The sequence below is a fragment of the Desulfoluna sp. HI9BLuna genome, from assembly GCF_056829775.1.
Genome location: NZ_CP186555.1, coordinates 627,197 through 641,338 on the forward strand (window position 1 = coordinate 627,197; position 14,142 = coordinate 641,338).

Here is a 14,142-nt window from a genome sequence, read left to right on the forward strand (position 1 = left end):
CTCTTCAATGACATTCAAACATATGCCACCAAGCCCTTGAACGCCCTCTTACCGGCCAAGGGCCGGATGTACCGCACGTTTTGTGCATGACATCCGGCCCATGCAGGTGTATATCTGATTCGATTATTCGAGAAAGAAGAAAACAGAGCCCATGCCCTGCCCGTAAACCCAACCCTGGGATGAAAAAAGCCCCCTGGATCGCCCACAGGAAGAGACATGAACATTACCTGCGCCCATTGCTCAAAAGCCTACCGGATCAGTGACGATCTTGTTTACCAGATCTGCCGCATTCAATTGATGTGCACCGCCTGCGGAAACGCCATCGCCATTGAACCCCAGGTCCTCTCCGAAGAAACCCTTCAGGCCCACCCGTCAGGGGAGGCGCTTCGGCAGGAGGTGGTGGGCAATCTCAAAAAACTCTACCCCATGCCCCACATCCTTCTCAAAGCGCGTACGCTGCTTTCCGGGCAGAAAAACTTCAAGGAGCTCGAACACCTGCTCGGCACGGATCCCGCCCTGGCCGGGCGTGTTTTGAAAATCGCCAACTCGGCCTACTACGGCATGAGCGGCAAGGTCTCTTCCATCCAGATGGCGGCCACCGTGCTGGGAACCGACACCCTGCTCCAGATCATCACCCTGGTGGGGTACTCCAAAATGCTTGGCCGCACCCTTGAAGGGTACGGCCTGGACTCGGGTGAACTCTGGAAGCACTCCCTTGCCGTGGCCATCTGCGCACGACTCATCGAAGAGACCCTCCAGGCCAAAAACGGTGACGACGCCTTTCTGGCCGGATTGATGCACGACGCGGGAAAAATCATTCTGGATACCTATATACAGGACAGGCAACAGTTGTTCAGCAGATACACTCTCCTCACCCGTGCATCCATAACCGCCACGGAAGAAAAAATCCTGGAATTTACCCATGCCGACATCGGGGGAGAGCTCTGCAGGAGATGGAATCTCCCGGAAACCATGGCCACAGCCATCCAATACCATCACACCCCGGCAGACTCCGGGGGCAATCGCCTGGCCTACGTCCTCAACCTCGCAGACCACATGGCAAAGAGCCTTTCAACAGCATCCGACGAACCGCCCGACCACGTAAAAGAGACCCTTGCTTACCTGCCCATCCCGGAGATCGCCTTAAAGGACCTGTCCCGCAAAGCACAGGACGCCCTGGAGAGCCTGGAAGAAGATACGTATTAAGGGTAAGGCGACAGGTAAAACAGGAGACGAAGCAAAGGAGAATCTGAAACACCGGTACAAAACGGGAATTTCAGCACAAAAAGGGAGAAAAAAAGAAAACGTTCAGTGAACGTCTGGGGAAGGAATGGAGAGAAGAAGAAAAATGGCGTCCCCAAGGGGATTTGAACCCCTGTCGCCGGCGTGAAAGGCCGGTGTCCTGGACCAGGCTAGACGATGGGGACGCAATATTTTTCTTCCTTCAAGGTTGTGGCGGGAGTGACGAGACTCGAACTCGCGGCCTCCAGCGTGACAGGCTGGCGTTCTAACCAAACTGAACTACACCCCCGTAACCTTGAAAGGGGTTGTCGGGTGGTGCCCAGGGGCGGAATCGAACCACCGACACGGGGATTTTCAGTCCCCTGCTCTACCGACTGAGCTACCTGGGCGCACCAAACGAGAACAGGTTCTAAAGAAATCCGTCGGACGTGTCAACCAAAAATTGCATGATGCGCAAAAAAGGGTCTTGCTGCTCCGGGCTCCTGACCGCCCGGTGTCTGCATCATTTTGTGCTGGGCAGGTCGAGGTTGTCGTAAGTAAGCTTTGAGGGATTGTTCGTGATGCCTTTTTGAAACGGATACTTGGACAAGGAGTCCCGAAACGCCGCCACCACACCGCCGCTTGGGGCAATGAGCCACATGTTGTCCGCCATCCATCGAATATACATGCCGGCCTCCTTGGGGGCGGTTTCATAGGGATCGGCCTTCAGGTTCACAATCTCCGGCAGTGCCGACGTTCTCCGCCACGCGCTGAACTGATTACCCGTCTCCAGGGAAAAGTTCAGCTTCCAGTCCCGCCAGCGGACAGCATTGAGTTCCCCCGAGGAGGAGAAATACAAAAACGATTCCCGGGGCGGCTTCTCGGCTTCCCCTGATAAGTAGGGAAGGAAATTGTACCCGTCCGGATGAATCTTCCACTTTTTCCCGTTGGCCTTGTGGCCTTTTTTCAGCTTGGCGACAATGTCCGGCTCTCCGGCGGCGGCCAGCAGGGTGGGCATCCAGTCCTCATGGGACATGAGGGCATTGATCTTTGCCCCCGGCTTGATAACGCCGGGCCAGCGGCACACAATGGGAGCACGGAAGCCCCCCTCGTTTGTGGTGCCCTTCTCCCCGTTAAACGGATTGGTGGCTCCATCCGGCCAGGCCACCTTCTGGGCTCCGTTGTCCGTGGAGTAGATAACGATGGTGTTGTCCGCTATGCCGAGTTCATCAATCTTGTCGAGCAAGGCGCCGATGTGGGTGTCGTGCTCGGTCATGCCGTCGGCAAAGACCCCAACCCCGGTGATGCCCCTGTATTTTTCCTGGAGGCGTGTCCACACATGCATCCTCGTGGCGTTATGCCACACGAAAAAGGGTTTTCCCGCCTTGTGGGAGCGCTCGATAAAATCGAGGGACCCGGCGAGAAGCTCTTCATCCACGGTTTCCATGCGCTTTCGCGTCAACGGCCCCGTATCTTCGATCTTGCCGTCGGCCGAGGACTTGATCACCCCCCGCGGCCCGAATTTCTCGTGAAACTCCTTCTCCTTGGGATAATAGTAGGTTTCCGGTTCCTCTTCGGCGTTCAGGTGATACAGGTTGCCGAAAAATTCATCAAACCCGTGATTGGTGGGAAGATGGACATCCTGATCCCCCAGGTGATTCTTACCGAACTGGCCCGTTGCATACCCCTTTTCCTTTAACAGGTCGGCAATGGTCGGTGCCCAGTCGGGAATGCCATGGGTTGAGCCGGGCAGGCCAATGGAGAGAAGGCCGGTTCGAAAAGGGCTCTGCCCGAGAATGAACGCCGCCCTGCCCGCGGTACAGGATTGTTGGGCATAGTAATCCGTAAACAGGGCCCCTTCACTGGCGATGCGGTCGATGTTGGGTGTACGGTACCCCATGATCCCATGGCTGTAAGCGCTGATGTTGGTCTGCCCCACATCGTCCCCCCAGATCACCAGGATATTGGGCGGTTTTGTTTCAGCAAGCCCATGCCCGCCGAAGCCCAGAACCAGCATCATAAGAAAAGCCAGGTGTCTAATGTTCATGGGCGGCCTCCATCGCGTCGAGTTTTTGCAGCATCATCACCCCAGCGGCCGCAAAGAGCAATTCAAGGACCATGTAGAGAAAAAGGAGCCAGTGGGGCATACCATCTACGATCAGACTCAGGGCCCTGCCCAGGGCCAGTCCGGCCATGAACACCACCAGGGTGTAAAGGGCGGGACGGGTAAGGGCTTTGTTGCGGGCCCCCATGACCCAGAACACGACAAACCCGAAGTAAAGACACATGACAGCACGGAATATGTGCGTCAGGTTGACGCTTTCAACCGTTATGTCGAACAGAAACCTCAAACTGGCCGAAGGGGCAACCCCGTAAGACAAGGCGATGGGGGTCAGGCCTACTGCGGCCACGAGCAAAAAAATCTGAGCCATATTCATGTCCCGTTCTCCTTCTGCTATTAAAAAATATGGAAAGAGCCTGAAAGATATGGATACCCCGCCCTTTGGCACCATGTGGTTACAGGGCATTGTTACACGTATGCCGGCGTGCTTGGTCTGAAAGGCTCTGCAAAGTAGAAGACACAGGCCCGGCGAATCTGACGGAAAATCTTGATCCTTACATCGCGGCCTGAAAAGGGGTGTGGTTCCGGTGCGGGAAAAACGTACCAAAGAAAACGCGGAAAAGCGGCACCGATAAACCGGTACCGACGCTTTACATCATCATGATATCAACCAGTTGTTTTGTCAAGGAAATCAACCCAAAGCCCATCACGAAGACCAGAGATAAACCCGTCATTCCGTCAGCCCCTCACTGGATGACATCACTGGCAGCCCCCCTTTCCGTTCGCTTATTGACATCAGCGCCTCGGCCTGTTGTATCATAACCTTCAACACGAGCTTCAAGCGCAGCTCCGCACAAGCACCATGATCTCCCCCTGCCAACCCACGCCATGGAGGACACCCATGCCCCATCTCATTCGTCTTATCATGATTTTTTTATTCTCGGCCCTGCTCTGTGGATGTACGGGCAAACCGGAACCCCAGGAGCCATCCCATAACAAGACACAGGAGACCGGAGTGACGGCCCCCGACCAGGCACCCGATCATGTCTTTGAGGTGAAGGGGCTGGTGGTTTACAAGGAGCTCGAAGGCGGGTTTTTCGCCATAGAAGGGGACGACGGCAAGACATACGATCCCGTCAACCTGCCTGAGGCCTTTCGGAAAGACGGACTCAGGGTCAGGCTGACGGCTCGAACAAAAGAGGACATGGCCGGTATTCACATGCACGGAACGATCATTGAAATCGTGGATATCAGCATCGCACCGGAGTAATGGAAAAAGCGGGCGAGGCACCGTTGGCTCAGGACCTCCCCCGCCCATGGATCAAAACCGGACTGCCGACACTTTTCCTTCAAGATGGTCCGCAAGGCCTTTCAAAGCATCGACATTGCCTCCCACCAGGGTGCTGGAGTTCAGCATCTCCCTTGCCGCCTGGTCCACCTCGCTGATGTCGTGGGCGATCTCCCCGGACACCGCAGCACTCTGTGAGATGCTCTCCTTGATCTCCTCGGTCCCCATGGAGGCCTGGGAAATGTTGTCGGCAATCTCTTTGCTTGTGACGGACTGCTCTTCAATGGCCGAGGCAATGGTTGTCACCAGTTCATTGAGTCGGTCAATGATATCGGAAATCCCCTGAATTTCGTGAATGGCATCGGCGGTGGCGCCTTGGATGCCATCAACCTGGCCTTTGATTTCCAGGGTCGCACTGGAGGTTTCCACGGCCAGGCTTTTGATCTCTCCGGCAACCACGGCGAACCCTTTTCCCGCCTCACCAGCCCTCGCCGCTTCGATGGTGGCGTTTAGCGCCAGGAGGTTGGTCTGCTGGGAAATTTCGTTGATGGTTTCCGTCACCTTGCTGATTTCGTTTGCAGACTTGCCCAGGGTATCGATCTTTTCTGAGGCCTGCTTGGAAAGAACCACCGCCTCGTCGTTGATGTTCCTTGCCGTTGAGGTGTTCAAGGCGATTTCATTGATGGTGGAGGTCATCTCCTCAAGGGCCGCTGCCACCATGTTGATGTTGGAGGCCGCCTGCTCCGTTGCCGCGGAAACAGATGTCATGTTCACGTTCATCTCTTCTGCGGCGGCTGCCACCGTATTGGACCGATCCGAGGTCTGGGCGGAGCCGGAGACCATCTGCCCCGAGATATCGGTCAACTCCGAGGCAGATGCGGTGAGGGTATGAACCCCGGAGTTGATATCGGTGAACAACTCCCGCAGACTGGCTGCCATGGTTTCCATGTCCTTGTACACCCCTTGGATTTCGTCCTTCCCGTTCCGATGAAATTCCACAGACAAATCCCCGTTGGCAATGCTGTGGGCCACCTCGGCGATCTGGGCAGGGTCACAGCCCAGCTGGGAAAGAACGCTTCGGGTCAGAAAAATCACCACAGAAATCCCGACCAGCAACGCCGCAAGACTCAGCACCGCAATAAATGTCTGGCCTTTGCGGTTGGATGCCTGGAGCCTGGGGCCGATCTGGTCCTGAACACCCTTGATGTCCAGCTTGATATCCTCGATGAATGAGGCCACCACAGGGCCGATCCGGTCCAGAACCCCCGTAACAATGGCGTCCCTTTTCTCCTGTATGGCCTGGGCCCTGGCATGACCGTCCATATAGAGCCCAAGGTTTTCCCGGATGGAGGCCACCGCTGTTTTTTGGGCGCTGTCTGAGGTGGAGCGGTCCAGGGCATCCAGGTCATCCTGCATGGACGCAAACTCGGCGGTCACCTGCCGGGCATCGTCGTCAGAATGGGTGGTGAAAAAGCGCCCTTCGTAAACCTGGGCAGCCAGCAAGTGTTTCATGGCGTTGCCGGCATGGTAGACGGCACTCGCGGCGTTGTTTCGCTCCGCGGCATCCATGACCTCGGCAAGGAGCGCCTCCACCTTGGGGCCATAGACGTTCAAAGACTCCTTCTCCAGACGGTTAAACGCTTCGGTGAGCGACACAACCTCGCCGAATGCCTGGTGGTATCGTTCCACGTCTTTTTTTATCTGGGCAATTTTGGCGGCGCGCTCGGGATGTTCGATATCCTTGCCCGCTTTTTCAAGAAAGGCATACATTTTGGTGTAATACGCCTGAAACTCTTCCCGATCGGATTCGCTTCCGCTGATAAGGTACCCTTTGACGCTCATCCGGGTCATCAGCATATTGGCCTGAACACGCCCGGAAAGATTTGTATCGCGAGCCATGTCGCGATAGCTGGCAAACCCCTGGGAAGAGGTTCTCAGTTTCGAAATCCCCAAAAGGGACGTGAATGCCAGCAGGGTTAAAATGGTCGCAAATCCAAGGGTGAGTTTGGTTCGAAGTGTCATTTTCTTTACCATAGCCATCGTATCAACATATCCTTCGCAAAAAATTTTTCAGCGACTCCGCTTTTGCATGTAACCCAAAAGAGTCCGGGTCACTGCGTTCAGCGTATACATTCTGTTCATCCACATGAAATCAGGGCCGGCCACTTGCCATGCCCGTATCAACAGGAGCCGATCCTTCGCCCGACAATCCTTTCGTCAAAAGCCATGCATGAAAAAGTCCCAAAGCCATTGTGAAATCGGTAAACAATTAAGTGTCGAACGGGATAAAAGTCACCTTCACTCAATTCCCCGTCCCCCCAATGATCAACATCGCGACGGATCAGGAAGGCGTCCCTCCCTCGGGCGATTGGAAGCCCGTATCCCCGCCGCATTGACGATGGTTCTGCTTTTTACAACATTCATGCCAACCCGTGAAAACCCATGGCCGGTGCCCAGGCAAAAGCACCCACAGCCAACCTCAATACAATTGAAAAAACGAAAAATTGTTTCTCAAAATCAAAATTAAGCAATGCCGCCCAGGCAATGGGATATCACCTGTCACCTGTCTCACACCACCCCGTACAGCCAGATCTGTATCACGTTTCAAGGGACAGGCCCTTTGCGGCTCAGGAGAGCGAACCCCACACTGTCCAACCTGCAAACGAGGAATCATTTCACAAAAGAAGAGGCGAACAGAAAACCGAAAAATATAGAAAAGAAAAAGAGCCGTGAACAGGAACACCGCGCAGGCAGTCCGCAGGCCACCGGCACCATGGGAGTCAACGCTGCCATTCAGGTACCTTCCGGAAAATGGGTTTTGATTTCCAACGCGATATGGTAGCCTGTATCTGTTTAATTACAGGTCGTTGGCATGTCATTGCACAACAAAAACGAAGCCCATGACACACTCACCGGAACCGCCCTTTGAGCCATCCCCACAACCCGCCCATGACACCCCCGCTTCGTTAAGCGCAGAACTCCCTGCGCATGCCGAAACACCCTCCAAAAAAGCGCAAAACAGCCATAAACATGGGGCTCCATCTGAGCGCCCCCATGGGTCAGTCCCCAGTGTCTGAAATGAATCATCAACCGTAACGCATCCACTCAATCGGGAGAAAGGCCATGAACAGATTCTTGATCGTGACGATTATCCTCCTTGTGTCATGCTTATCCGCCAGCATGGTTTCTGCCGGGTCCAAGGGCAAAAAGATCATCCACGATGCGGAGTACGCCATTTTGGAAGCACAAAACGGCAAGCAGTGGGCTGAAGACGACAAGGCCATTGATAAAAAACTCGCGGATCTCCGCAAAAAAAGCGGGGGCAAGCCTCCAAATTTCATTTACATCCTGCTTGATGATGTCGGATTCGGGGAAATCGGTATGGATGAGCTAAGTGTCATTCGCGGTTACAAGACACCCCATATGTCAAAGCTGGCAAAGGAAGGGATGAGCCTCCAGAGAATGTACACGGAACCGTCCTGTACGCCGACTCGCGTGGCCATGATGACCGGTCGCTACCCTTCACGGACAGGAACCACCGAGGCCAAGGCCACCCTTGCAGGGGACGGGTTGAACGCCGAAGAGATCACCATTGCCGAAATCCTTAAAGACGCGGGGTATTTTACCTCCCATGTGGGCAAATGGCACCTGGGTGACATTGAGCAGGCGTACGCCAGCAACCAGGGCTTCATGCACGCGGAATTCCCCATCCATCAACAGGGCCAGCTGGCCATTATGGGGCGGGACATGGAGACGGCCGACATTATCCGCGGTGTGGACCCAAGCCGGCAAAAGCAGACCTTTACCCTGGACAAGTTGTTTGTCCCGAATCCCGCGCACATGGTGACAGGGGTGGAACTGCGCGACGGAAAGCTCTACGAAGTGGATTTGAAAGCCGGTGAGGAGTGGACCCAGAAAAAATACCGCGAAATGAACGAGCGGTATCAAAAACACGCATTGTCTCAACTGCGCACCCTTGCCGGGCAGAAGAAACCTTTCTTCCTCAATTACTGGCCGCTCTTCCCCCTCTCCTTTGTTCAGGAATTCAGGAGTGAGTACAATACTCTCAACGGCGGGACCATGGCGGACATCCTTGTGGAGGTGGATAAATGGATTGGCGATATCATCCAGGAAGTGGACACCCTGGGCATTGCCGAAAACACCGTCATCATCGTCATGGGTGACAACGGTCCCTTCCTCCAATACGAAGGGCCAACCGGCCAGAGCGACCGCATCTATCGCGGCGGCAAAACCGACCACCTGGAAGGAGGCGTACGCGTCAATGCCTGGGTCAAGTGGAAAGGTGTGATTGAAGCCGGAAGCTTTGCCGAGGACATCTTCCACGTCAGCGACCTGTTCACAACCCTTGCCCGCCTGGGCAATGCCATGGACGGGATTCCGAGGGACAGGATCATCGACGGGGTGGACCAGACCGGGATCCTGCTTTTGGGAGAAGGCCACGGGCGCCGGGACTATGTCCACATCTATGAGGGCCCTACACTGAAATCCATTGTCAAAAACAAATACAAGATGCACCTTCCCGCCCCGGGCGACAACCCCATTGCCGCTCCCATCTTCGACCTTTACCGGGATCCCCGGGAAAAACGACCCATTGACGCCATCAAATACGGCCCATGGGCAGGGGGACAGTTCGCCGGCATGGTCAAACGCCATATGGCGTTCAAAATGAAGTACCCGGACAGGCCGCCTGTTTATGACATTCCGTACAAGGGAATTGAAAACCTCAGACCCGAAACCAAACAATTACTCGAAGTCTTCATGCTCGGGCTGCCCAAGAAAAAATAGCCTCCCATGTTTAGTTACCCTGCCACGGACATGCCGTTTTTCTGGGGCAGGATTCGGGCAGGGGACGGCGCAAAAACAAAACACAAAAAAAACGCCCTCGGCAACCCTGCCGGGGGCGTTTTTTTTGAAAGAATGAACAGCCAGGGGTTTAACAGTCGAAGCCACTGGCTCGTCGACTGTTTTTAACTCAGCGGGAAGGCTTTCCCTTTTGCCGCACCAACGCCAGCACCTCGGGAGCCATCAACAAACCTGCCCCCACCGTGTAGGCCAGCAAATCCATCACATCGAATGTCGATCCGATGACAACCCGGGCCACCCTGTTCTCCTGAAGCCCGAGAATGCCAACCAGATCAAAGTACTGACCCATCTCCACGGCCCAGGCAAAAATCAGTACCCCTGTTACCAGTTTTGCCTTGTCACACACCAGAAAGGACCGGAAAAAAAGATAGAGAAGAACCACGACCAGGGCATCCCCCACAAAGGGCCGGATAAACGCATCCCGGACAAACAGAGCAATCACCAATTCCACCAGAAACATACCGGCAAAAAGAGATCCATAGCGCCAATCAATTTTCAATGTCATATCCATCTGCATAGCGGAGCTATCCACCCCCATCCTCACTGCAAGTTCAACCCACGGTCACCAAACTCAAAGGCCTTACGATAAACCAAAAACAGTAAAATATCAAAAACGAAAGGCTCCCCCATTGGCCTCCACCCCTTGTAACATGTAGACAAACGGTGAAGATCCGCAGTGAGCGTAGTAGAATTATATGGACGAAGGATATACAGGAGGGCGTAAACGCAGCGATACTGAATCTATCTGGGGCATGCGGGCAAGGGACGGGTTAAAGGAACGTGAGCCGAAGGAGAATAAAACGCAGGTCGAGCCGAGCGTGAGAACGAGCACCGTCCCTTGCCATACAAAGGCAAGCAAAACACACATCGTAAAGCCTGCTGGATGTGCGAAGCAGTAAATCGATAAGCAGACTATCTCACACTTCTTTTTTGATGTCCAGACGATTCAATCGCAGACCTGACATTTTTATTTACACTGGCAATAGAAAGAGTATTTAAAAACTTCTTTTTTGCCTTAAAAACAGAGACATAAAAGACAACAACTCCTTTTCGCGCCTCTCAAAACACAAACAAGCAATATTATAAAAACCCCGCACACCCCTGACGCCACAGTCAACCGCTCCCGGGAGTTGCTGTTTCCTCATCACAATGCCATGCCAGCTTCCCCTGCCCCGGTCACCCCCATGGCCGCAACGGGCGGTCTGTCACCCGGTGCCCAAAAGAATGACCGGGACGATCGGGCCAACCACCCCCACCTTAACAAAAACCAAACAATTAACCACCGGATTTATCAGATAAAAACTATTGACATGGCGAATCGATGAAATTATGGTGGGGTGTAATAACTAGTTATTAGATGCATGAAGTCGACCCGACAGGATGTCGGCAAACACCCTGTCAGGCCTAACCAGTACAACCTTTACCGGAGGTCGTCATGGCTAAACGATTTTTTACCCCACACCCACATCCATTTCAAGTCGATTTATCCTCCACCCGCGGAACCCCGCACCCTCTCAACCTGCTTTACTGTTGTTACAAATGGCCAGAAAACACCGGCGTTTCAGACTAACGGGCGGCACGGCGCCCCAACGGGATACCCATTCACATTCTCCGAAAGCCCACGCACGGGCTACTCTTCTGCTCTCTCTCGACATGGCCTCACCCAAGGGGCGTTTTTCTCGTTTCCCGCATGAGAACGGGGCTGAGTATTTTTTCTAACGGTAGTCATGTTTCTTAGCAAAATTTAGATTTCTTTCAGCAACCACCCAGCTCGTCCTAAGGGAAAAAAAAGAAGAGCAAAAAAGCGGTGCATTGCATGTTGCATGACTGAACCATCTAAATTTTCCTGAATACCCAGATGCAGCGCCCTGGCCTGATCGTTTTCCCATGCATATCCAGGCCAGACGACATGACACCCTCGGCATCAGCACGGCCATCGGCAAAAGTGCATTGCCGCCCCCCGTTTCAATGCCAACAGGCAACACACCCGTGGTGCGCACTTTTTTTGGAGCGTTCCGGCGGCTCGGTTCCGCAGGGAAAGCCCGGTCTCCTCACGGGCTGCCATGCGCCGAACCCCATCGGGAGCCCGCTCTCCATGAATACGCACGTTTCCCCGGTGAGAGCCCCGTGCGCAGCCGCACAGTCCATTACGCACAATGCATCAAACCAAGGAGCTCCCATGCCCTCATTCACAACCCAGACTCCAACTGTCATGTTCTCACGACCCGAAATCTCAGAACTCTGCGACGCCATCAAGGACATCCATCGCACCCTCCACGCCGTGGGCAGACTGTATTCGGAACTATGCGGCACCGAGGCCCCCGGAGGCAACGGCCTCCAGATCGACTTTAAAAAATGGGGGATTCGCACGATCACCGAAGATCTCCTCAGCCGCCAGTACGATTCCATTGATCGCATGGTTGAAATCTACAGGGAGGAGCAGGAAAAAATGAAGAACACCCGCTGACAGCGTCAGCATAAACCTGCCCAAAAAAAAACCAACAATCCAACCCATGCCTCCGGCGGCCCTGCCGGGGGCATGTTTTTTGGTCAGTCATTGCCCTAAACGCCATGGCCTCCCCACCAAGAAGCAGTCATCCATTGAACCCAAACCTTTTTACGCCATGTGTTCCCTGTGCAATCATAAAAAAGCTTCGAACTAAATACATATATCGAACACCCGCCAGCCAGAAAAATACCCAAAATCATTCCACTTTTTCGACATACACACCCACAGAATGAAATTTATCCTATTGTGTTCAATGGATTTTATATGGTATGAATGGCTTCCATGATCCATTGAGTTGTAAATAAATTTCGGAAACCATTCCCTCAAAAGAGACGTCGCATAGGCGAATCAGCACGATTTGTTTTACGCCGCAGGAACCAGATGATTGAATACAGAAATGTAAGAAAAGTATACGGAAACGGCCAGGATGCCGTCCCGGCCGTTCGAGACATCAGTCTGCAGATCAAACCGGGAGAAGTCGTTGTCTTTCTTGGCCCCTCCGGGTGTGGCAAGACCACCCTGCTTCGCATGACCAACAAGCTGGAAGAGATCTCCGGCGGGGACATCCTGGTGGACGGCCGCAGCATCCGCGAACTTAACCCCGTTCAGCTCAGGCGCAGCATGGGCTACGTGATCCAGCAGATCGGCCTGTTCCCCAACAAGACCATCTATGAAAACATCGCCATGATCCCCCGGGTTCTCAAGTGGGACAAGGCGAAAATCGACGACCGGGTGGCCCACCTTTTAAAAATAGTCAAGCTCGACCCGGAGACCTACAGCGACAGATACCCTGCCGAACTCTCCGGCGGTCAGCAGCAGCGCGTGGGCGTGGCCCGCGCCCTGGCCGCAGACCCGGACATCCTCTTGATGGACGAACCCTTCGGGGCCATCGACCCCATCAACCGCGATCAGATCCAGGACGAATTCATGCGGCTCCAGGCCCGCCTGAAAAAGACCATCGTCTTTGTCTCCCACGACATCCACGAAGCCATCAAAATGGCAGACCGCATCGCCATCTTCCGGGCCGGTCAGCTGGTGCAGTTCGACACCCCGGAGATGATCCTCACCCAGCCTCGGAACAAATTCGTCTCGGATTTTGTGGGGGCGGACCGCGCCCTGAAGGTCCTGGGGCTGATCCGCGCCCGGGAAGCCATGAACTCCTCGCCGAAAAACGTCATCCCGGCAGAGATGAAGAGCCCGGAAGCCCTGGACCGCCTCATGGAGAAAAACCGGAAGGTGGGAATCGTGGTGGAAAACGGCAAGCCCGTGGGCTACGTGACGCCCAAGCTCCTGAAGTTCGAAACCGGACCGGTGACCGACGCCGCCGAGCCTTTCCAGATCTTCGTAGAAGACGACGAGCCCCTTCGGGAAGTCCTCTCCTCCATGCTCATGGACACCATGGACTTTTACTGCGTGGTGGACGACAACGGCCACTTCAAAGGGACCATCACCTACCAGAACATCCAGGACAAGATCATGGAATTCTATGAAGACGACAGCAACAAGTAGGGGGCTTTTGTGAGCATCATAGACTTTATCCAACAAAACCTGGACCAGACCCTGACCCTGGGGCTGGAGCACCTCTACCTGGTGTTCCTCTCCCTGTGCATCGCCATGGTCACCGGCATCCCCACGGGCATCGCCATCACCAAAAACGATGCCCTGGCCAAAAAAGTGATCGATGTGGCCAACATCCTGATGACCGTGCCCTCCATCGCCCTGTTCGGCATCATGCTGCCCATCCTCGCCCCATACGGCCTGGGCCTCGGCAAGGTCCCTGCGGTGGTGGCCCTGGTCCTCTACAGCGAGCTGCCCATCATCCGGAACACGTACACGGCCATCAAAAACGTGGATTCAAGCCTTGTGGACGCCGGAAAAGGCATGGGCCTGACCCGGTGGCAGCTTCTCAAAGAGGTGGAGATCCCCCTGGCCGTCCCCGTGATCCTGGCCGGACTGCGCACCGCCGCCGTCATGAACATCGGCATCGCCGCCATCGCCGCCTACATCGGGGCCGGAGGCCTGGGGGTCTTTATCCAGCAGGGCATCTCCCGGTCCTATGAAGAGATGATCATCACAGGAGCCCTGGGCGTCTCCATCCTTGCCATCCTGGTGGATTCCGGCATGGCCCTCATTGAACGCCGGCTTACATCCAAGGGCCTTAAAATCGAGGCATAAGAA

11 protein-coding genes and 3 tRNA genes are annotated in these 14,142 nt (G+C 54.6%); 7 read left to right on the plus strand and 7 right to left on the minus strand.

All coding sequences use genetic code 11. The annotated features are described in order from the left end of the window. The first annotated feature begins 216 nt into the window (after positions 1-216). Positions 217-1,206, plus strand: coding sequence for an HDOD domain-containing protein (locus ACOYW0_RS02290; RefSeq protein ID WP_482416973.1), 990 nt, complete (start codon positions 217-219; stop codon positions 1,204-1,206). Positions 1,207-1,349: 143 nt separating this feature from the next. Here the strand turns inward: ACOYW0_RS02290 and ACOYW0_RS02295 are convergent. The 5 genes from ACOYW0_RS02295 to ACOYW0_RS02315 form a co-directional block, all read right to left on the minus strand. Further along, positions 1,350-1,427 (minus strand) — tRNA-Glu (locus ACOYW0_RS02295). 26 nt (positions 1,428-1,453) lie between these two features. Continuing rightward, positions 1,454-1,531, minus strand: a tRNA-Asp gene (locus ACOYW0_RS02300). A 24-nt stretch (positions 1,532-1,555) separates the two neighbouring features. Then, positions 1,556-1,631 (minus strand) — tRNA-Phe (locus ACOYW0_RS02305). Between the two features lie 113 nt (positions 1,632-1,744). Beyond that, a complete protein-coding gene (locus tag ACOYW0_RS02310) occupies positions 1,745-3,268 on the minus strand; it encodes an arylsulfatase (protein ID WP_482416974.1) in 1,524 nt (507 codons plus the stop codon). Continuing rightward, complete coding sequence (locus ACOYW0_RS02315) at positions 3,258-3,659, minus strand: DUF4345 domain-containing protein (RefSeq protein ID WP_482416975.1); 402 nt, start codon at positions 3,657-3,659, stop codon at positions 3,258-3,260. Before ACOYW0_RS02315 ends, ACOYW0_RS02310 begins: the two co-directional genes overlap by 11 nt. Before the next feature lie 525 nt (positions 3,660-4,184). On the opposite strand from ACOYW0_RS02315, the gene ACOYW0_RS02320 reads away from it, so the two are divergent. After that, positions 4,185-4,553, plus strand: a complete 369-nt coding sequence (locus tag ACOYW0_RS02320; protein WP_482416976.1) for a hypothetical protein — start codon at positions 4,185-4,187, stop codon at positions 4,551-4,553. A gap of 51 nt (positions 4,554-4,604) precedes the next feature. On the opposite strand, the gene ACOYW0_RS02325 is transcribed toward ACOYW0_RS02320, so the two are convergent. After that, positions 4,605-6,593 (minus strand): HAMP domain-containing methyl-accepting chemotaxis protein, encoded by a 1,989-nt coding sequence (locus ACOYW0_RS02325; RefSeq protein ID WP_482416977.1) that lies wholly within the window; start codon positions 6,591-6,593, stop codon positions 4,605-4,607. 420 nt (positions 6,594-7,013) lie between these two features. On the opposite strand from ACOYW0_RS02325, the gene ACOYW0_RS02330 reads away from it, so the two are divergent. Further along, positions 7,014-7,304, plus strand: a complete 291-nt coding sequence (locus tag ACOYW0_RS02330) for a hypothetical protein (RefSeq protein WP_482416978.1) — start codon at positions 7,014-7,016, stop codon at positions 7,302-7,304. Positions 7,305-7,694: 390 nt separating this feature from the next. Continuing rightward, entirely contained in the window at positions 7,695-9,377 is a 1,683-nt protein-coding gene (locus ACOYW0_RS02335; RefSeq protein ID WP_482416979.1) for a sulfatase-like hydrolase/transferase, read from the plus strand. 187 nt (positions 9,378-9,564) lie between these two features. Here the strand turns inward: ACOYW0_RS02335 and ACOYW0_RS02340 are convergent, their stop codons facing one another. Beyond that, positions 9,565-9,960: a ribosomal maturation YjgA family protein gene (locus ACOYW0_RS02340; protein WP_482416980.1), complete on the minus strand. Its 396-nt coding sequence runs from the start codon at positions 9,958-9,960 to the stop codon at positions 9,565-9,567. A gap of 1,674 nt (positions 9,961-11,634) precedes the next feature. Between ACOYW0_RS02340 and ACOYW0_RS02345 the strand changes: the two genes are divergently transcribed. The 3 genes from ACOYW0_RS02345 (at position 11,635) to ACOYW0_RS02355 (ending at position 14,139) form a co-directional block, all read left to right on the plus strand. Then, the gene (locus ACOYW0_RS02345) at positions 11,635-11,922 is read left to right on the plus strand and encodes a hypothetical protein (RefSeq protein ID WP_482416981.1); all 288 of its coding nucleotides are present in this window, start codon (positions 11,635-11,637) and stop codon (positions 11,920-11,922) included. A gap of 423 nt (positions 11,923-12,345) precedes the next feature. Then, positions 12,346-13,473 carry an ABC transporter ATP-binding protein gene (locus ACOYW0_RS02350; RefSeq protein WP_482416982.1) on the plus strand — a complete coding sequence of 376 codons (1,128 nt, stop codon included), beginning with the start codon at positions 12,346-12,348 and terminating at the stop codon, positions 13,471-13,473. A 9-nt stretch (positions 13,474-13,482) separates the two neighbouring features. Next, positions 13,483-14,139, plus strand: coding sequence for an ABC transporter permease (locus tag ACOYW0_RS02355; RefSeq protein ID WP_180144146.1), 657 nt, complete (start codon positions 13,483-13,485; stop codon positions 14,137-14,139). Positions 14,140-14,142 lie beyond the last annotated feature (3 nt).